The organism is Terrihalobacillus insolitus (assembly GCF_028416575.1).
In the GTDB taxonomy this organism is placed as follows: domain Bacteria; phylum Bacillota; class Bacilli; order Bacillales; family Amphibacillaceae; genus Terrihalobacillus; species Terrihalobacillus insolitus.
Genome location: NZ_JAMQKB010000004.1, coordinates 149,821 through 167,797, shown reverse-complemented (window position 1 = coordinate 167,797; position 17,977 = coordinate 149,821). Strand labels below are relative to the sequence as shown.

At 36.9% G+C, this 17,977-nt stretch carries 20 protein-coding genes and 2 pseudogenes; 7 read left to right on the top strand and 15 right to left on the bottom strand.

Annotated elements, in window-relative coordinates; genetic code table 11:
• Positions 1 to 87 precede the first annotated feature (87 nt).
• Together NC797_RS06650 and NC797_RS06645 are read right to left on the bottom strand one after the other, a co-directional pair.
• The gene (locus NC797_RS06650; RefSeq protein ID WP_272435984.1) at positions 88 to 705 is read right to left on the bottom strand and encodes a 3'-5' exonuclease; all 618 of its coding nucleotides are present in this window, start codon (positions 703 to 705) and stop codon (positions 88 to 90) included.
• 242 nt (positions 706 to 947) lie between these two features.
• On the bottom strand, positions 948 to 1,331 hold the full coding sequence (locus NC797_RS06645; RefSeq protein ID WP_272435983.1) for a DUF7986 domain-containing protein: 384 nt from the start codon (positions 1,329 to 1,331) through the stop codon (positions 948 to 950).
• A gap of 185 nt (positions 1,332 to 1,516) precedes the next feature.
• Between NC797_RS06645 and NC797_RS06640 the strand changes: the two genes are divergently transcribed.
• Positions 1,517 to 2,329: a PRC-barrel domain-containing protein gene (locus NC797_RS06640; RefSeq protein WP_334313218.1), complete on the top strand. Its 813-nt coding sequence runs from the start codon at positions 1,517 to 1,519 to the stop codon at positions 2,327 to 2,329.
• A 142-nt stretch (positions 2,330 to 2,471) separates the two neighbouring features.
• On the opposite strand, the pseudogene NC797_RS18425 reads toward NC797_RS06640, so the two are convergent.
• Both NC797_RS18425 and NC797_RS18420 read right to left on the bottom strand, forming a co-directional pair.
• Positions 2,472 to 2,597, bottom strand: a pseudogene (locus NC797_RS18425) (SDR family oxidoreductase); the annotation flags it as partial.
• An 18-nt stretch (positions 2,598 to 2,615) separates the two neighbouring features.
• Positions 2,616 to 2,861, bottom strand: a complete 246-nt coding sequence (locus NC797_RS18420) for an SDR family NAD(P)-dependent oxidoreductase (RefSeq protein ID WP_417168689.1) — start codon at positions 2,859 to 2,861, stop codon at positions 2,616 to 2,618.
• Positions 2,862 to 3,073: 212 nt separating this feature from the next.
• Here NC797_RS18420 and NC797_RS06630 point away from each other — a divergent pair, with 212 nt between their 5' ends.
• Positions 3,074 to 4,891, top strand: coding sequence for a cation:proton antiporter family protein (locus tag NC797_RS06630; protein ID WP_272435981.1), 1,818 nt, complete (start codon positions 3,074 to 3,076; stop codon positions 4,889 to 4,891).
• Positions 4,892 to 5,232: 341 nt separating this feature from the next.
• Here NC797_RS06630 and NC797_RS06625 read toward each other — a convergent pair whose 3' ends face one another.
• The 10 genes and pseudogenes from NC797_RS06625 to NC797_RS06580 all read right to left on the bottom strand — a co-directional run bounded on the left by NC797_RS06625 (position 5,233) and on the right by NC797_RS06580 (position 12,476).
• Positions 5,233 to 5,562, bottom strand: coding sequence for a type II toxin-antitoxin system PemK/MazF family toxin (locus NC797_RS06625; protein WP_272435980.1), 330 nt, complete (start codon positions 5,560 to 5,562; stop codon positions 5,233 to 5,235).
• A complete protein-coding gene (locus NC797_RS06620; RefSeq protein WP_272435979.1) occupies positions 5,552 to 5,722 on the bottom strand; it encodes a hypothetical protein in 171 nt (56 codons plus the stop codon). The genes NC797_RS06625 and NC797_RS06620 overlap by 11 nt, the downstream gene beginning before the upstream one ends.
• Positions 5,723 to 5,804: 82 nt before the next feature.
• Positions 5,805 to 6,595 (bottom strand): annotated as a pseudogene (locus NC797_RS06615) (tyrosine-type recombinase/integrase).
• A 293-nt stretch (positions 6,596 to 6,888) separates the two neighbouring features.
• Positions 6,889 to 7,527 (bottom strand): DUF3267 domain-containing protein, encoded by a 639-nt coding sequence (locus NC797_RS06610; protein WP_272435978.1) that lies wholly within the window; start codon positions 7,525 to 7,527, stop codon positions 6,889 to 6,891.
• A 133-nt stretch (positions 7,528 to 7,660) separates the two neighbouring features.
• Positions 7,661 to 7,864, bottom strand: coding sequence for a GNAT family N-acetyltransferase (locus NC797_RS06605; protein WP_272435977.1), 204 nt, complete (start codon positions 7,862 to 7,864; stop codon positions 7,661 to 7,663).
• A gap of 512 nt (positions 7,865 to 8,376) precedes the next feature.
• Positions 8,377 to 8,850: a GNAT family N-acetyltransferase gene (locus NC797_RS06600; protein WP_272435976.1), complete on the bottom strand. Its 474-nt coding sequence runs from the start codon at positions 8,848 to 8,850 to the stop codon at positions 8,377 to 8,379.
• A gap of 111 nt (positions 8,851 to 8,961) precedes the next feature.
• Positions 8,962 to 9,519, bottom strand: coding sequence for a GNAT family N-acetyltransferase (locus tag NC797_RS06595; protein ID WP_272435975.1), 558 nt, complete (start codon positions 9,517 to 9,519; stop codon positions 8,962 to 8,964).
• A gap of 47 nt (positions 9,520 to 9,566) precedes the next feature.
• Entirely contained in the window at positions 9,567 to 10,481 is a 915-nt protein-coding gene (gene htpX / locus NC797_RS06590; protein ID WP_272435974.1) for a protease HtpX, read from the bottom strand.
• Between the two features lie 73 nt (positions 10,482 to 10,554).
• Positions 10,555 to 11,259, bottom strand: coding sequence for a peptidylprolyl isomerase (locus NC797_RS06585; RefSeq protein ID WP_272436014.1), 705 nt, complete (start codon positions 11,257 to 11,259; stop codon positions 10,555 to 10,557).
• Between the two features lie 176 nt (positions 11,260 to 11,435).
• Positions 11,436 to 12,476, bottom strand: coding sequence for a YVTN family beta-propeller repeat protein (locus NC797_RS06580; protein WP_272435973.1), 1,041 nt, complete (start codon positions 12,474 to 12,476; stop codon positions 11,436 to 11,438).
• A 265-nt stretch (positions 12,477 to 12,741) separates the two neighbouring features.
• Here NC797_RS06580 and NC797_RS06575 point away from each other — a divergent pair, with 265 nt between their 5' ends.
• From NC797_RS06575 to NC797_RS06555, 5 genes are all read left to right on the top strand, one after another.
• Positions 12,742 to 13,698, top strand: coding sequence for a sulfurtransferase (locus NC797_RS06575; protein ID WP_272435972.1), 957 nt, complete (start codon positions 12,742 to 12,744; stop codon positions 13,696 to 13,698).
• Between the two features lie 22 nt (positions 13,699 to 13,720).
• Positions 13,721 to 14,101: a rhodanese-like domain-containing protein gene (locus NC797_RS06570; protein ID WP_272435971.1), complete on the top strand. Its 381-nt coding sequence runs from the start codon at positions 13,721 to 13,723 to the stop codon at positions 14,099 to 14,101.
• Between the two features lies 1 nt (position 14,102).
• Positions 14,103 to 14,363, top strand: coding sequence for a sulfurtransferase TusA family protein (locus tag NC797_RS06565; protein WP_272435970.1), 261 nt, complete (start codon positions 14,103 to 14,105; stop codon positions 14,361 to 14,363).
• A 19-nt stretch (positions 14,364 to 14,382) separates the two neighbouring features.
• On the top strand, positions 14,383 to 15,516 hold the full coding sequence (locus NC797_RS06560) for a YeeE/YedE family protein (protein WP_272435969.1): 1,134 nt from the start codon (positions 14,383 to 14,385) through the stop codon (positions 15,514 to 15,516).
• A 167-nt stretch (positions 15,517 to 15,683) separates the two neighbouring features.
• On the top strand, positions 15,684 to 16,643 hold the full coding sequence (locus NC797_RS06555) for a ribose-phosphate diphosphokinase (protein ID WP_272435968.1): 960 nt from the start codon (positions 15,684 to 15,686) through the stop codon (positions 16,641 to 16,643).
• A gap of 85 nt (positions 16,644 to 16,728) precedes the next feature.
• On the opposite strand, the gene NC797_RS06550 is transcribed toward NC797_RS06555, so the two are convergent.
• The gene (locus NC797_RS06550; protein ID WP_272435967.1) at positions 16,729 to 17,925 is read right to left on the bottom strand and encodes a class I SAM-dependent rRNA methyltransferase; all 1,197 of its coding nucleotides are present in this window, start codon (positions 17,923 to 17,925) and stop codon (positions 16,729 to 16,731) included.
• Positions 17,926 to 17,977: the final 52 nt, after the last annotated feature.

The window sequence follows — 17,977 nt, the reverse complement described above, 5'->3', positions numbered from 1 at the left end:
TCTATAGTTGCTCTAGTAACTACAAATATAAACGAATGTCAGTATTTATACAAATACATACGCTGATTTTATTCGTCTGTTTGCATATTAATACAAAATCTTCCTTCTCTGACGTTGTTTTTTTCGTTTTACTTTAGGCGTGACATAACCTCTTTCAAAAATTCTACCACTTGAGATGTTTAATTTATCCATTAAGCCATGTATATTCTTAACGTGTTGCTCCTCCATTGCCTTTAAAAGTAAATCAACTACTACCTTAGCATCCTCTAAAGCGTGATGGTGGGAGAATGAAATATTTTTAAAATCAGCCAAATTGTCAAGCTTATAATTACGTAATTCTGGCCATAATTCCTTCGAAAGCGCAACAGAGCACAGATAGTCAAGTTCAGGATAGGTTAATCCAAAACGATCCAATGTATACCGAAGCACACTCATATCAAAACTAGCATTATGCGCGATAACTATATTGTTTTCTAAATATTTATGTAGGCTTGGCCATAATTCATCAAATGTTGGTGCGTCGATAACGTCATTTTCCGTAATTCCATGTACATAGGTATTATACGAATCGAAATTCATTAATGGGTTGATTAAACTATAGAACTCATCAAGTATTATATTTTCATTTACAACCACAATACCAACAGCACAAGGGCTTTCCCTAGTTCTATTGGCCGTTTCAAAGTCGATAGACACTAGATTCATCTGACTGCTCCTCCATAAGTAGTTTTCTCTATATCCTTCCGTGCCGATCCTTTATCCTGCCCCTTTAGGGTAGGAATTCTATGCCAAATGCCTACTAGCAAGGACAAGTCCACAAACTGGCTTTTAGCAACTCTTTAAGAATCCTTTAATTGAGGATGTTCAAAAAGTCACCAAATGATAAGCAGGGCATCTGCTTGCCCACGACGGGCTGATCCAGCGTTTGACACAGGACGTGTCAGACGTTAGCCGGACTTCGTTGGCTTGCTAAGGTCTACTAATTCGATTGTACTTGCTTTTTCTGAAACAGACACAACTGTGAACAAAGACGTAAAGGCAGACATCATAGCATCGATAAACTCTTCCTCTATATTATTATTCGGTGGATTTTGATCTTTATACGTAGCTACTACACTCCTTTCATTGTCCAAAACCTCATTAAACATGAAGTCAAAATGGTAATCATTTTCCTGTTCACCATCAAAAATAGTTGTTTTCTTATCCTTTCCGACCATCCCTAGTAAGTTAGCAGCTGTTAATAATCTATCTTTTTCTGCAGATTTTAATATGTTTGAGTTTAATTTGACACCAGTTCTTCTGTACTTTTTATATTCTGCTAAATTGCTCATTCTGGATCTCATCCCTTTAAATAGTCAAAATTCTATCTCATTAATAAATATACCATTTTTCCCGATTTTCATAAAACGCTATTATATGATTACAGCTTGAGAATGTTTAAAACAACACTTAATCGGAAATGGACTAGTGTAAGCAAAAAACATGAATCATAGCGTAGGATGACACGATAAGTTAGATCTTTAACTTTTTAAAATCTCAAAGGAGGCTAACTATTTTTTATCTATCATCAGTAATTGAAAAGTTGAACATTCAAGCTACAGATGGTGAGTTAGGTGGAGTAAGAGATCTTTATTTTGATGACCAGTATTGGACTGTACGATATTTAGTAGTAGATACAAGAAAATGGCTGCCGGGGAAAAAAGTATTGTTGTCACCAATTTCTTTCGACCATGTAGATATGGAGAATAATACGGTCAATGTGTTCGCAACTAAAGAAACGGTTAAAAATGCGCCACACCAACTTGATGATGCGCCCGTTTCAAAACAGACTGAACAACACTTAGCCAATTATTATGGCTGGCCCACTTACTGGTCTGGACTTGGACTAGGGGCTTGGGGCGGATATGATAATCCATATGCGTTTGGTGATGCGTATAATAATGGTTTAATTCAAAACAACGTAAGTGCTGATGATTTAGGAGATGATCATTTAAGAAGTACTAATCATATAAAAGGTGACTTTACAGGATATCGGATAGAAGCTTTGGATGGTGAAATAGGGCATGTATCAGATTTCGCTATTGATGAGACGAATTGGAAAATAGAATATTTAGTAGTAGAAACTAGAAACTGGTTACTAGGTGAGTTCGTATTAATAGCAACTGGCTGGGTGAAGGAAATCAATTGGGAAGATAAAAAAGTATTAATTAATCTTACGAAAGAACAAGTAAAACAAGGTGCAGAGCTTGATCCTGATTCAAATAGGCCTATTATTAGACATGATGAAGAACAGGTATATGCCAGTACCCGTAAACAAAATATTGAATAGTAAACTAGATTAATTAATGGGGGCTTGACGAATAAACTCAAGAAGAATTCGTCAAGCCCTTTTGTACATGCATTTGATTTATAAAACGAAATGCATAAGGAATGGATTAAAACGATCAAATTCTTGGACTTAATTCAAACCATTACAATGCTTTTACCATGCCACCATCCACAACAAAAGACTGACCAGTAACGTATGAATTGGCTTGTGAGCTTAAAAAAACGACCATATTAGCGAATTCTGCAGGCTTCCCGTATCGACCTATTGGATCAACGGTACCGTTTTTTTAAACGACCTCTGTAATTAACTGTTTTATCGAATCAGGTTTCGTTATGTCACAGACTACATATTCAACATGCTCATTTCCAGTGTTTTGTTGTATTTCCAGTTTTGTTTTTTCCAATTCTTTTTCATTTCGGCTCGTAATAAAAACGTGTGCCACTTCCACAGCAAATTGCATCGCTGTTGCTTTTCCTAATCCTTTGCTCGATGCCATAACAATTACTGATTTATTTTGCAAACCTAAATCCATTTTTATTCCTCCCATATTTATGTAAAATTTAAATGCACCATGTATTATCATCTAAACCTAGCTTAACATAGCTAGGCACCACCTTAACAAAAGATGTATTAGTTTTAGTTTTCATCGTTTTTTAGTAGAATGAATTATCGAATTTAATTTTCTATATATGAATTCATGGCGCAAAAACCTTTCATAATACAAATCAGAAAGTAGGTGTTTTATTGGAAAATCAATCTCTTACCTCCCTCATGTTCGTTGTAGGTATAGCTTTTTTTATCCCAATTATACTTCAAAGATTTAAATTGACATTTGTCCCAGTTGTTATTGCCGAAATAATAGCTGGTTTGATTATAGGAGAAAGTGGATTTAATATCATTTCTGAAGATCCGTTACTTGAGTTATTATCACTGTTAGGATTTATCTTCCTAATGTTCATTAGCGGGTTAGAAATAGATTTTAGTGCTTTTCAGAAAAACAACAAAAAGGCAAAAGATTCGCCAAGCCCTGTTATGATTGCATTAGGTATATTTGCTTTAATTATGACGATATCGTTTGGGCTTTCCTATATTCTGGTGGGCTTAGATTTAATTAAAGAGCCATTTTTGATGACATTAATTATATCAACGGTCTCTTTAGGAATTGTCGTACCAGTCATCAAGGAAAAAAATTTAACAGAGGGTTTGTTGGGGCAAATCATTTTACTCATTACGGTCATAGCTGATTTTTCAACCATGATCTTTTTAACGGTTTATGCTATGTTTCGGGATGAGGAGGGACAGAGGGTATTTTTACTATTCGTTCTTTTCTTGGCAGTGTTTCTTGCTTACCGAGTCATCCATAGATATTTTCAATTCGAATGGTTCGACAATCTACTTAAAGGAACAGTGCAACTTGGTACTCGTGGCGTATTTGCACTCATTTTATTTTTTGTTGCCCTATCTGAAACAATCGGTGCAGAGAATATTCTTGGTGCTTTCCTTGCTGGAACGATTATCTCTTTCCTATCACCTAAAAAAGAGTTTATCCATCAATTAGATTCATTTGGGTTTGGTTTTCTCATCCCAATCTTTTTCGTAATGGTCGGGGTTCAACTAAACATTTGGGAATTGTTCGTTGATTCAAAGATTTTGTTGTTAATGCCGCTTTTGTTAGTGTTTATGTACATTGCTAAAATAATCCCTACTCTAATCTTAAAAAAATGGTATTCGTGGAAAGAAACACTTAGCATAGGCATATTGGTAACGTCAAAACTCAGCCTAGTCATTGCTGCGTCATCCATTGCTCTTGAGTTAGGAGTGATTAATGATGTATTGAATGGTGCTATTATACTAGTATCCATATTAACTTGTTTGATTTCTCCCATTACCTTTTCAAAAATGTTTCCTGTGACAAAGTCCAAGACTAAGAAATTGAAAATATCTATTGTTGGGGCTACTCAGGCAACGATGTTAGTAGCTAGAGATAAAATGGAAGAAAAATCAATTGTTCGGCTGTACAGCACAAAAATACAGAAAGAGGAAAGTGAGCATTCATTTCCGATCATATATGTTGACGAGCTATCAATTGAGTACCTTGAAAAGAAAGATGCTTTTCGGGCAGACAAAATCGTGTTCGCCACCGATGAGGATTCAACCAATATTTCACTTGGCCAACATGCTTTGAAACAGTCCATAGATACAGTTGTGATTAAAGTTGAAAACCAAGCATTACACCAAAGGTTAACGGAAGAGGGCTTTGCCGTTTATTCTACTTTATACTCAACCCGAACATTTTTAAAAGCATTAATTGATAATCCAGGGCTTCTTCAACTAATAACGAAACATAATAATACGATTAAAGAAATTGTGGTTAATCATGCTAATTATGATCAGACACCGCTCACAGAACTACCATTTCTAGGGGAGTCTCTTATTCTTCAAATTTATCGTTATGGCCAAGTCATTATACCCCATGGAGATACAACGCTCCATGAGGGCGACAAACTACTTGCTAGTGGAAGAGAAGAAGATCTCAGAGAAATTGAACTGGCATTATCCTAACTTTGTGTCAGGGTGAATTGGAATAACATAAGCTTATATCTGGAAAATAAGGAGGCTCAACTTGAAGAGTAAAGGGTTCGGTTGATGAGGAGATAACATCAATTCACGACCTAATTCACATTATTATTAGTGCGTGTTCAAAAAGTCGCCGAATTAGAAGCAAGCAGGTCGAGGAGGCGCAGTTTTGAGGAGCACAGTGTAGACATAACCTACATGAGCACAAGGAAAGCTTCCTCGATTATACATCGCACGAAGGAAAAGCGGGCTTCTTTTCCAAGGACCGGAAAAACAAGCCAACGAAGAGATGCGCCGCTTATCATTTGATGACTTTTTGAACACCTCTAAAATAAATTTCTGCACACTTGAAGCACTCGTTCAAGATCATACTTATGTATTGCTCCTAGATGGCGTTTCAATTCTGAACCATGCACAGAAGTAATTTTTGAGGTACGAGCAACAGATGGTTTCAATAACCCAGCTTCTTCCCAATACTCCAAAACAACATCAAATTGATTTCTAGCTCTTTGGCTTGTAACTGGAGCAATAATAACATCTACATCCAACGCTAAATCATTACCAACAATAATAACAGGGCGCTGCTTTGTTTGACGAGTTTCTTTAAAAAGGACATTCGCCAGCCAGACATCACCCTGTTTCATCTTATTGCTCATTATATATATCATCCTCTTCATTATCCCACCAGGAATAATTTTCGTTTAATAAAATAACATCACTAGTCATATATTTTTCTTTAATTTTATCGAGGACCTTTTGTCTATCCTTTTCATTTAACAGGTCAATCTCCTTAATAATTTTATCTGGAAGAGACATATCATACACCTCCATTAAGTTATACCATTATTATAACTTATAATCGCGCCGGCATAAATGTTCAATAAAAAGTACTTCAAAATTAAAAATACTTACTATAAAAATAACGTCTTAATTTTCCACTGAGATGAGAGTAAATCCTTGTTGTTTCACTCTTTTGATGACCAAGAAGACTTGAATTACTTCAAGGGGAGCGCCGTTATCTATCATGTGTGTTGCAAAACTGTGACGTAATTGATGAGGATGAATTGTTTTTTTGATTCCAGCACGATTAGAAATACGTCTAACAACATATCTCAAGGAATCTACACTCATACGTCTTTTAGGTTTACGCTCTGTGACAAATAAACAGGTTTCATCATCGTCACGTTCATCTAAATATCTTTTCAGCCAAATTGCACAGCGTACATTAAAATACACTTCCCTTTCCTTATCACCTTTACGTGCACAATTACCGATTTTCCTGCAAAATTAATATCGTCTTGGTTTAATTTCGCAACTTCTCCGATTCGGCAGCCCGTCGAATAAAAAAATTCAAACAAAGCATTCTTCATCAATGTATTGCATCCTTCACGAAGATGCTCAATTTCATGTTCAGAAAGAAACTTTGGAATTCGCTTCCCTAACTTAGGTTCTTTTAATTTTGCAGCAGGATTTTTTAAGATAAAGCCTTCTTCGTGCGCCCACTTAAACAATGACTTAATGAATCGTACACGATGACCTAGGCTGGAAGGTTTTAAATGTTCTCCAGATTTGCCTAGGTATTGTTTCAAATTTTCCGTTGTAACATCTACCATTCTAATATTACCGAAATAACGCAAAAGTTTACATTGAAAGTCATACATCTTCAAGGTAAGGGGAGAAAGCCTTCAATTCTTTATCAAAACAGTATTTTTCTCATGCTTCAGTCAACAACAACACTTTTTCACGCTCCCATACTATGAATCAATTAAATTGATCCCAGTATGGTCTGCTTATACAGCCTTTATTCAACAATCGAAATGTATAATAAAATACAGCCCTAGAGTAATCGAGAAAACACAAATAAGGTGCCTATTCTTTTTAGAGATAAGCGCCCGTTTGATTAAGATCGTTTCCCCAAGACTTTTCAATCAATTCTTTAAGAAATACCCCTTCACAATTCTTTAGCTTTGAATCTTATAATGTCATAATCTCTTATATTCTTTGTAACCTCCATATTTCCAATAGGTCTTATTTCCATTACTTATCAAATTTGCCCTTTTTGGTATTTGTACTAATAAATGAATGAGATTAAGTATATCGACTGAAGAAGCCATAGAATTAACTAATATTAAGATTTTAAAAGTAGGTGTTAAGATTCCAAAAAGACTAAGTATGATTGGCAGGAAAACTGAAATTATAACAAAAGGAGAGATTGTAACTAGTATATATCTTGATTTTGAAATCTTTTCTTCAGTTATAACATAGCCACCAAATAAAGTAAGCCCAATAAATGTCTTTTTGGATTTAATAAAATTGGGGATAAACACCAAGTGAATTAGTTCGTGTATAACTATAAGTAAAAATAGCCAAATAATCACAACCAGATTGATTGTTATTGATAGGGAATCAGAGGTCAGATCAAGACCAAATTTATTCAATGAAACAGACGAGAAAATATCTATCACACCTACAGTAATAAATGTATTTAAAACCATAAACGGAATTGATAAAAGCACAGCCGTCCCAACACTTTTAGGCTCCTTTATTGGAATCCAATCATTTTCAAGTAGCTTTAAGTGTGTTTTGTTATCAGTCTTTGGCATCCCGTTTCGTATTTTCATTAAATCACCTCTCGTATTTGTTAATATTTTTGCCGATTATAGTTAATCCATTTCATATTCAACAAAATACAGCCCTTCGAGACAAACGCTGAGCCTTATTCCATTAGCGCGCCCGTTGATTGAACAAGTTTGATCAACTAATATCATCTGATACCTTATTTAAATTTACCTTCATATCGTACGATGTTCCATTTATACCTACTTTCACAAACCCATGTCCTTCATACAAACGAAAAGCAGGATTATCGGGATCAACACTTAATGATAGAGAAGTGAAACCAGAATTTTTGGCTTGTTTCATCATTTCCTCAAGAAGTAAAGTTCCTATTTTTGGCACAACTTTTCTTAAGCAATCGCGCCCGTTTGTTTAACATTTATGAATCGCCGAAAATTTAACTTTATCCTGCTAATCTATGATACAATAAAAAACAATAGACTGGCTTCGCATGAGGGGTTTGGTAGCACTGTCGATCTGCCGTTAGTCTTCGTTGGGAGACTTCCCAGGGAGGGAGGTGCTTGCCAATGGACATTGTTAGTGCGTTAACGCTGATGATATCCTTTGGGATGTTGGTGGCGTTTATTATGTCTGACAAAAACCATAAAAAATAACCCCTCACATGCGTTCGCTGTGCGCCGAGGGATTATTTTTCCTTGTGCTGCCTAGCCCCTCTTGTTGGGGTTCGGTCTATTGGCCGCTCCATGTAACAGCATGGGCGGCCTTTATTATTTTATGAACCTTCTACATATATTATACCACGATCGATATGAATGTACACATCTTAATTTCCATTTTGTAATTATGGTAATTTCTTTATTCTATAAATGCGCCCGATTGCGGTTCAGAATGAATTAGTCCGCTTTAATCATCGTAATAAATTCTGCAGAATCAGTAGCGAATTTGTCTTTCATTACAAAACCAAGATTTTTGTATAAGTGAACGGCTCTCTTATTAAATGTTGCGACGGATAGTCGTATGGGGACTCCTTCATTTTGCTCTTTTATATGATTCATAATAAAAGAGCAAAAATCATAACCGTATCCTTTCCCCACATAAACAGGGTTCATTCCAATCCCCATATCTATGGACTTTTCATTATAAACACCATATTGATATCCAATTGGGATGCGAGCCGACTCTCCAGTGCAAAAGAAGCCAAACACTTTTCCTTTTTCATCAATCAAGACCTTATAAGAATCGTCAAGTCTCTCTTTAATTCCTTCTTCGCTCATCTCACCATTATAAAAATCAAAAGGCTTTTCATATTTCCAACCTAAAGTTTGTTTGGCCAATTTTTCATCCATATTCCTAACCTTTAAATTCATAATTCCCCTCATTCCCCATACATCCCTATTGTAGTTTATATAACGCTTACAATTATTCCATTAAATGGTCCGCTTCATAAAGAAAATCATACCTGACTTGCGCCCGTTTGTTTAATAAGGGGAATTATTACTTTTCCAATCTTCAGCTAACATTCCGTAAACAATGTGGTCAACATAATGGTCATATAACCATTCAGCTTGTCTAATACAACCTTCATTAACAAACCCCAATCTTTCAGGAATTGACCTACTCCTTTTATTTTCCACAGCAGCACTAATATCAACCTTATTAAGCTCCAACGCATTAAAAGCATAATCCGTTAGTGCTCTCGCTACCCTTACCATAATACCATTACCTTGATAAACCTTTCCTAACCAATAACCTATATATGCTATTTTATTAGCCCAATCAATTTCGTTATAACTCGCCGTACCAACAATTTCTCCTTTAAAGAGAATAAAAGTTGTTATGCTTTTATTTTCTGCATAACTTTTTAAGCAAGATTTAATAAACCCTTTTGTATCTTCAACGCTTGTTGTCATATCTAACCAAGGAAGCCATTCACGAAGATATTCTCTGGAATTATCAGTTAGTTCAAAAACTCTTTCTGCATCCTTTAATTCAACTAGCTTTAGTGATATTTCTTCATCAATTTTATATACAAACATTTTTCTTCCCCCAATATTACGGAGTAGCTGTCTTTTGTTAAATCTGTTTATCGCTGTTCTAGACGCTTAATTCTTTCATCTAAATCCGGATGCGATGAAAAAAGCTTCATCATCCCGCCTTTTCCGTTAATTTTCATAGTCTGAATGGCTGCATCATCTGTAAGGTCATTCACTTTGGCTCGATCGGCGTATGTTTTCAAAGAACGCAGTGCATGGGCCATTTTATCGCGTCCTGCTAGATCAGCGCCTCCTCGATCAGCATGATATTCACGATAACGCGAGTATGCACTTACAACAAGACTTCCAAGAATTGAAAACAAAATTTGGAAAATAATAATTGCCGCAAAACGAACAATCATTTGCATTTCAGAACGCACTAAGCGCGATACGAGGATCGCTGCGATTCTTGAGAAAAAGACGACAAACGTGTTGACGACACCTTGCAACAATGTCATGGTGACCATATCACCATTCGACACGTGTGCTACCTCATGGGCAATGACACCTTCAACAGCATTATCATCCATCGAGTTCAATAATCCTGCTGAAACCGCAACGAGTGACCTTTTTTTCGAAGGACCTGTGGCAAATGCATTGACCTCGGCAGACGGATAAATACCAACCTGTGGCATATGGACTAGTCCAGCAGCACGGGAAAGACGGTGAACCTTCTCTACCACAGCACGTTCATATGCTGTCAATTGACCATTCGGATCCAACACTTTGACCTTCATCATCTTCTTTGCAACCCAACGTGAGATGGCCAGCGAGAAGAATGACCCTATGAACCCTACGAGTATACTGAATACCATTAACGAACCATAATTAATCCCTAACCCAGGACCACCATTCTCAAACGAACCGCTGATTCCTGTATACGTTGTAATTAGTGTCCAGGCGATGACAATTGTCGTCATGACTAGAATATTTGTTAAAATAAAAAGAAATAATCGTTTACCCATTATTGCTACACCTCCGATTACATAATCTCACATTTATATTTTATCATGGTTCTTGTCTTCTGCATAAATATACTTACTGTTTTTCGGGTTTAGGGTAGTCGTACCCTTTCGTATCCACTACAACAGACTTCATCTTTTGATCTTCCAATGGCTTGTCCGACTCATCTCGTTGTGTGGATACGATTTCGTCCACTACTTCCATACCTTCTAGCACTTTTCCAAATGCAGCATACTCTCCATCAAGACTTGGATAGTCTGTAACCATAATGAAAAATTGTGATCCTGCTGAATTTGGGTCCTGAGCTCGAGCCATAGATATAACGCCTCGTTCGTGCTTCAGGTTATTTTCAAAACCGTTCGAACTGAATTCTCCTGCTATAGAATAGCCCGGTCCACCAGTCCCATTCCCCTCTGGATCTCCACCTTGAATCATAAAATCTGGGATTACTCGGTGAAAAATGACTCCATCATAAAATCCTTCTTCTATTAATGAAATAAAGTTTGCAACTGTATTTGGAGCAGTAGTAGGATACAGTTCAAGCGTAATTTCTTTGTCATTTTCCATGGTAATTGTAACAATTGGATTTTCTTCTACATCAGCTGGGTAAGCCGTTTTCTCTACACTTTTTTCACTAGTTTTATCTTTTTGTTGTTCCCCTGTTTCTTCCGTTGCTTGTCCATCATTTGACTGTCCATTTTCAGACTGCGCTCCACATCCTGCTACAACAAATAGTAGTAGGATTGCTGAAAAAATGAATACTTTATTTTTTGATATCATGTTTTTCATAGGTAACCCTCCAGATTCTGAACACTACTTTTTTAAGTGAATAAATGTATTATAGCATGTATTCAAACGAAGAAGTAAACTACATTTCGTTCAAAACTAATGGCTTTCTTCACACAATCAGCCCCTTAAGCCTAGGCTTAAGGGGCCTTAACTCAATTGCATTAATGTTAGCAACTTCCACCGATTCCTGGAAGTGCTTTGATTTCAATACCGTGTGGAGCATCTCCTACTTTCACTTTTTCTGTAATTGCTAACTCTTCCATATTTAAAACGGCAACTTCTCCACTACCGTTCAAAGTAATATATGCTTTGGTTTGTTTTCGATTAAATGATATATGTTTTGCTCCAGGTAAATCTTCAATCGTTTTAATGACCTTATTCGTTTGAAGGTCGATCACGGAAACCGCATTTTCTTCCATACTTGTTACAACGAGTTGGGTTTCATCTTCGTTAATAACGAGATCTGTTGTCCCTTTTGGAACTTGAAATGTTTGTATTTCATCTCCATTATTCACATCGTAAATTTCAACACTGCCACTAGATGCAAGGTAAAGTTTGCTTCCATCCTTATTGGTTTGCATAACTCTTGGGGTTTCACCAGTTTCCAATGCACTTATAACTTCATTTGTTTCTGTGTCAACGATATACACTTTATTATTTTCATGGTCACTTACAAATAGCTTGTTATTCGCAAGCGTTAAATAGTTCGTTTTGGCACCATTGCCAAGGTCAATTTTTTCTTCTACTTTTCCCTCTTTTGTATTAACAACATCGACAAACTGATCAGCGACTGTTGATACATATAATTGTTCATTGTTTGGGGCAATTGCAAGACCATGTGGGAGTGGACCCACTTCCACCTCATTTGTGATTTCAAGTGTTTGTGTGTCGATGAACTGGATCGTCCCACTCGTTTGATTCGCTACATAGGCGTTTCGCATTGTACTGTCAAAAATGACGTTTGTCGGTTTTTCTGACGTTTTGATTTCCGCAACGACCTCGCTTGTCGGAATATCAATAATTGAAATAAGATTCTCTTCCTCACTCGGTACATAAAATTGAACGTTTGTCAGTTTCCCAGCTTCGTTAACTTTTTGGTTATCTGCTGATTGTGACGCATTTTCTTCACTTAGTTGCATTGCACATCCAGTCAACAAAACTGAAAATATAAATAAAGCCGTTATTTTTAATAAAAACATAGATTTCATGATGAAGACCCTCCACTTATAGTGTGTGTTCAAAAAGCCGACAAATCAGAAGCCAGCAGATCGAGGCGGTGCAGTTTTGAGTAACGGAACGCCAAACGCTAGCCGAGCCCGTCGTGGGCAAGCTGATGCGTCGCTTATCATTTGGTGACTTTTTGAAAAACCTCATATACGGGTATATAATTAAGAAATTAATCCATTGTAAACAGGTAGGATTAATGTTACTATATATGGTGTCATAAATCAACTAACAATAGGGGGAACCGAATTGAAAATAAAATTTATAGGCTTCATGATCGTTTTTAGTTTCATAGGATTCATTCTTGCTGGATGCTCAAGTACTAGCGAAAGTGATACTACATCGGCTGACAAGGATAATGGTGAGCAAGAATCAAGCAGTGAACAAGCGGCTTATCCAAACGATGATTTGCTTGTTGACATCGAATGGGTCAAGGAAAATCTTGATAATGAAAATGTGCGTTTTGTGGATATGCGTGGTGATGATTATGAAGGTGGTCACATCCCTGGTGCAGTAAGTGCAACATGGCAAGATGTGAACGATCCAAACAATCCTGTAGAAGGCTTTCTTTTACCTGCCGATCCGTTTAGTAGTTTCATACAGGAACTTGGGATCAATGAAGATACAACTGTTGTTGCTTATGATGCTGGAAATAGTATGAGCGCAGCAAGACTTTTTTATGCATTAGAGTATTATGGTAAAGAAAATGTGAAAATATTAAATGGCGGATTTACCGCTTGGCTTAATGCTGGAGAAGAAGTATCTACGGAAGCACCAACAATTGAAAAAGGGAATTTCATTGCTGAAGCTCAAAAGCAACTTGTCTCAACCAAAGAAGAAGTAGAAAGTAAGATTGATAAAGAGGATACCGTTCTTTTAGATGTACGTTCTCCCGAGGAGTACAGTGGTGACGATGTCCGTGCTGATCGAGGTGGTCACATTCCAAATGCAATTAACTTAGAATGGACGACGGCAATGACAGAAAAAGACGGTGTTCCTGTATTTAAATCTTCGGAGGAATTGGCAAATCAATTTGAAGAAACAGGCGTCGCACAAGATAAAACGATTGTGCCTTACTGTCAAACGAATGCACGTGGAGCACATACGTATTTCGTTCTTCGTCTAATGGGGTATGATCAGGTGAAGCCTTACGAAGGTTCATGGGCTGAATGGGGAAATGACCCTAACACCCCGATTGAATCATAATTTTCTACAAACAGGTGATCTTATGGGATATAAAAAGGAAGGAATTTCACAAATTGAATATGATGAATTGGTGAGGATTGTACAACAGGGTGAAAATTCCCCAATACTCCTCGATGTAAGAGAAGTCGAGGAATACACAGATGGACACATTCCTGGTATTCCTCTTCTTCCGATGGGAGAAATCGTTGATGTAATCGATCAATTCGAACGTGATGAGGAATATATATTTGTGTGTCGAAGTGGTAGACGTAGCCATGAGGTGGCGAAATTTTTTAAATCAAACGGGTTTGATAAAGTTAGGAATTATGCTGGTGGGATGCTCGAATGGAAAAGTGAGATCAAAACTGGCGAAGAAAACATTGTTAAAGACTTAAGAGAACTTTATAAAAAGGGAGCGGATTGAAATGGGTATGACTCAAGAAGAACTTGAAGTATTGGAGCCGGATCATGTTATAGATGCGATCGGTGAAGTTTGTCCGCATACGTTAAATATGGCGCTTGCTGGTTTGAAAAAGGCAAAGATAGGTGAAGTCGTTATGGAGGTAACAGATCATTCGATTGCGACGAAAACAATCCCAGCTGCAATGAAAATGAACAAATACGGAGAAGTACTCGGTATTATCTCCAAAAAAGGTGAATATAAAATTTATTTGAAAAAAAATTAACTGAATTGAAGGTGACGAGATGGGCTTTACACCTGAATTCTTTCTTTATGCTGCCATCTTTGGCTTGACTTATGGAATATTACTGCAAAAAGCGGACTTTTGCTTTGTAGCATCAGTCCGTGACTTTATCAGTGTAAAGGATTCGCGTGTCGGTAAGGGTGTATTAATTCTTGTTGCAACCGTGCTATTAGGTTGGGGTACCGTTTTAACATTAGGGCTTGCTTCTATAGAGCAAGTGTGGACAACACCAATTGGCTGGTCCAATCTTATTGGTGGGATCCTATTCGGAGTTGGTATGACTATTGCAGGGAGCTGTGCATCGGGAACGTTATATAGAAGTGGAATGGGTTATATCCATTTTTGGATCGTGCTGGCAAGTATGATTGTTGGTAACCTTCTGTTTTCATTTATTTACAATCCTTGGGCGGAAGATTACTATTTCAAACCGCTATTAGTTACGGATCAAGGATATAGTCTGTTTCAATTGAATTTACCATATTTATTTTTACCGCTTTTAATTGTAGGACTCATGATATTTATCGCCATCCGTCAATTTGGCATAAAAGGGTTTTTTCAAGGTTTTAAGGAATCATTTGCTGATTTTAAAGGTAACCCATTTAAGAAGGAGCACTGGGATATCCGCCTTGTTGCTGCCTTGTTTGGCATAACGGCTACCGTACAATTTGTGATGATGTCATCGATTAGCTTGACAGGTCCAGAGACTCGGATCGGTGGTGTTGCGCTTTCATTAATTTTTGGTGATCAATTTGTTTACAACAATGTTTATTTAAATCAAATGTTTGCTGGATTTCCTGTAATTGGCTTGGGGCCTGAGGAAACACTTGTGATCTTCATTATCGTCGGGGCCTTTTTGTCCGCAATTTTAAGCGGGCAATTCAGAATCCGTAAACCAAAGGCAGCACGTATGCCTTATGCAATAGGTGGCGGTTTGATCATGGGTGTTTCATCCAGAATGGCACCTGGCTGCAACATTGCTAATATTGTTGGAGCTAGTGGACTTTCAGTAAGTAGCATTATTGTTATTATCGGGATGGTCATAGGTGTAGTTATTGTTACTGCTTTTGTCTTTAAAATGCCGCTTCTTCTGTTCCAAAAAATGGATATGGATATGGAATTCGAAATGGAAAGTTAAAGAGAACACCTGCGTGTTCTCTTTTTTAATGTTCAAAACTGTCTGTGATGAAACTTGTTATTATCTCTAGTATTAACCCAGTGGCACTTTAGTGCGTTTAAAAGCAATTTATGCTATCGTAGTAATAGTACATATAGCGTAAAAGGTCGTACAGGAGGGATTTAGTCGTGTTAAACGATTATCAAAATCAAAATGCAAAGCTAAAACTATTTACTCTAAATTCAAACCCTGCACTTGCAGAGGAAATTGCGTCTAATATGGGATTGGAACTTGGAGAGTGTACTGTTCAAACGTTTAGTGATGGAGAGATACAAATCAACATCGAAGAAAGCGTCAGAGGTTGTGAGGTTTTTGTTATTCAATCGACCAGCGAACCAGTTAATCAAAATATCATGGAGCTATTAATCATGATTGATGCACTTAAACGAGCGTCTGCAGGGACAATTAACGTCGTCATTCCTTATTATGGCTATGCTCGTCAAGATCGAAAAGCCCGTTCAAGAGAACCGATTACAGCTAAACTGATCGCTGGTTTGATTCAATCAGCTGGAGCATCTAGAGTGATTTCATTGGATTTACACGCAACTCAGATTCAAGGATTTTTCAATATACCAGTTGACCAGTTAGTTGGCATTCCAATTCTGTCCGATTACCTTAGTCAAAAGAATTTAGATGATGTCGTTGTTGTAGCTCCAGATCACGGTAGTGTTAAATGGGCTCGTCAATTGGCAGATCGACTAAAAGCACCTATTGCGATCATTGATAAACGCAATCCAACCAAGAATTTTGCTAGAGAAATAAATGTTGTTGGTCATATCAAAGGAAAGACTGCTATTCTAATCGATGATATTATCGATACTGGAACAAGGGTGACCACTGGAACACACGCATTAATTGAAAATGGCGCAAAAGAAGTGTATGCATGCTGTACACATCCTGTATTATCTGGAATGGCAATCGAAAAACTCCAAAGCTCACAGCTAAAAGAATTAATTGTTACAAATAGTATTCCTCTCACAGAGGAGAAAAGAATAGATAAGATCACCCAACTAACGGTTGCACCACTATTAAGTGATGCGATTAATCGCGTGTTCGAACAGAAATCTGTTAGTGTATTGTTTGATTAACTTGAACACCTCCTTCATCCTGGGAGGTGTTCTTTTTAAATAAAAATCATCCACAAACCTGTTAGCGCGTTAAGTAGTCACTAGTTCACGTTGTTTTTCTTATAAAAGCAACCTTAAGATAATCTCCTTGTTTAAACTGCTTCATGGTTTTGAAATCTTCAGGAAGTGTGAACTCCTCGATAATCTTGTAGTTCCCTTTTGATTCTTTAAAGGCTTTGTCGATGAATCCTTTAAACTTGTCCATACCAAACCCTCCGAAATTAGTAGAAGCGACTATTAAGCCTTCGTCGTCTGTAATAGCAATTGTATCTTTAAGCAAGCTTACATAATCCTTGGCAGCACTAAATGTATGCTTCTTCGATCTAGCGAAGCTTGGGGGGTCTAGGACAACTATATCAAAGGTAATCTTCTTTTTAACTGCATATTTGAAATAATGAAAGACATCCATTACTCGAATTTCCTGCTCTTTCTCATCTATACCGTTTACATGAAATTGCTCTACCGTTTTGGGAAAACTACGATTGGCGAGATCTACGCTTGTTGTTTTCTTTGCTCCTCCTAACGCGGCAAACACGGAAAAAGCGCCCGTATAAGAGAATGTGTTTAGCACTGTTTTTCCTTGTGCATACTTGTCTCTAATTGTTTTTCTTACCTCTCTTTGATCCAAAAATATACCAGTCATCGGACCCTCATTCAAATATACGGCAAAGTTCACACCATTTTCTTTAACAATAATCGGAAATTCTCCTCGTTCTCCTGCTACAAAATCATCTTCTTCCATATATTTACCACCAACATCAAACCGTTTTTTCTGATAAACACCTTTAAAATCAACTAGATTCTTTAACGATTGGATAATCAAGTCCTTAAATTTATAAATACCCTGACTATACCAGTTTAGCAAGTAAAAACCGTCATAATAATCAATTGTCAAACCACCGATGCCGTCTCCCTCACCATTAAAAACGCGAAAAGCAGTAGTATTGTAATCCTGGTAAAATGAACGCCGTTGATTAAGCGCAAAGCTCATTTTGCTATCAAAAAACTGTTGATCAATTGGTTGACTTTTTTTTTGCGTTAGCACCCAACCATAGCCTTTATTTTGTTTACCATAATAACCCCTACCAAGAAAGTTATCCTTTTCGTCAACTAAGTTAATTATCGTTCCTTCACTTTTTAAAACTTCGATATTTAAAATTGCTTCTTCAAATAAATGAGGGAAACCAGCTTTGAATTTGTTAGCAAACTTATCTTTTATTTTTAAACGAATCTCGTTCTTCATTTTTTTCATCCTATCTATCTTCTGCTATTTGACTAACTTTAACTTTGCTCCC

Excerpts from the sequence above, each read along its gene's own strand:
- NC797_RS06650 (WP_272435984.1), bottom strand. The coding sequence starts at position 705 with ATGAATCTAGTGTCTATCGACTTTGAAACGGCCAATAGAACTAGGGAA.
- NC797_RS06645 (WP_272435983.1), bottom strand. The coding sequence starts at position 1,331 with ATGAGCAATTTAGCAGAATATAAAAAGTACAGAAGAACTGGTGTCAAA.
- NC797_RS18420 (WP_417168689.1), bottom strand. The coding sequence starts at position 2,861 with ATGGATTTAGGTTTGCAAAATAAATCAGTAATTGTTATGGCATCGAGC.
- NC797_RS06625 (WP_272435980.1), bottom strand. The coding sequence starts at position 5,562 with ATGAGCAATAAGATGAAACAGGGTGATGTCTGGCTGGCGAATGTCCTT.
- NC797_RS06620 (WP_272435979.1), bottom strand. The coding sequence starts at position 5,722 with ATGTCTCTTCCAGATAAAATTATTAAGGAGATTGACCTGTTAAATGAA.
- NC797_RS06610 (WP_272435978.1), bottom strand. The coding sequence starts at position 7,527 with ATGAAAATACGAAACGGGATGCCAAAGACTGATAACAAAACACACTTA.
- NC797_RS06600 (WP_272435976.1), bottom strand. The coding sequence starts at position 8,850 with ATGAATTTAAAGGTTAGGAATATGGATGAAAAATTGGCCAAACAAACT.
- NC797_RS06595 (WP_272435975.1), bottom strand. The coding sequence starts at position 9,519 with ATGTTTGTATATAAAATTGATGAAGAAATATCACTAAAGCTAGTTGAA.
- htpX (WP_272435974.1), bottom strand. The coding sequence starts at position 10,481 with ATGGGTAAACGATTATTTCTTTTTATTTTAACAAATATTCTAGTCATG.
- NC797_RS06585 (WP_272436014.1), bottom strand. The coding sequence starts at position 11,259 with ATGATATCAAAAAATAAAGTATTCATTTTTTCAGCAATCCTACTACTA.
- NC797_RS06580 (WP_272435973.1), bottom strand. The coding sequence starts at position 12,476 with ATGAAATCTATGTTTTTATTAAAAATAACGGCTTTATTTATATTTTCA.
- NC797_RS06570 (WP_272435971.1), top strand. The coding sequence starts at position 13,721 with ATGGGATATAAAAAGGAAGGAATTTCACAAATTGAATATGATGAATTG.
- NC797_RS06565 (WP_272435970.1), top strand. The coding sequence starts at position 14,103 with ATGGGTATGACTCAAGAAGAACTTGAAGTATTGGAGCCGGATCATGTT.
- NC797_RS06560 (WP_272435969.1), top strand. The coding sequence starts at position 14,383 with ATGGGCTTTACACCTGAATTCTTTCTTTATGCTGCCATCTTTGGCTTG.
- NC797_RS06550 (WP_272435967.1), bottom strand. The coding sequence starts at position 17,925 with ATGAAGAACGAGATTCGTTTAAAAATAAAAGATAAGTTTGCTAACAAA.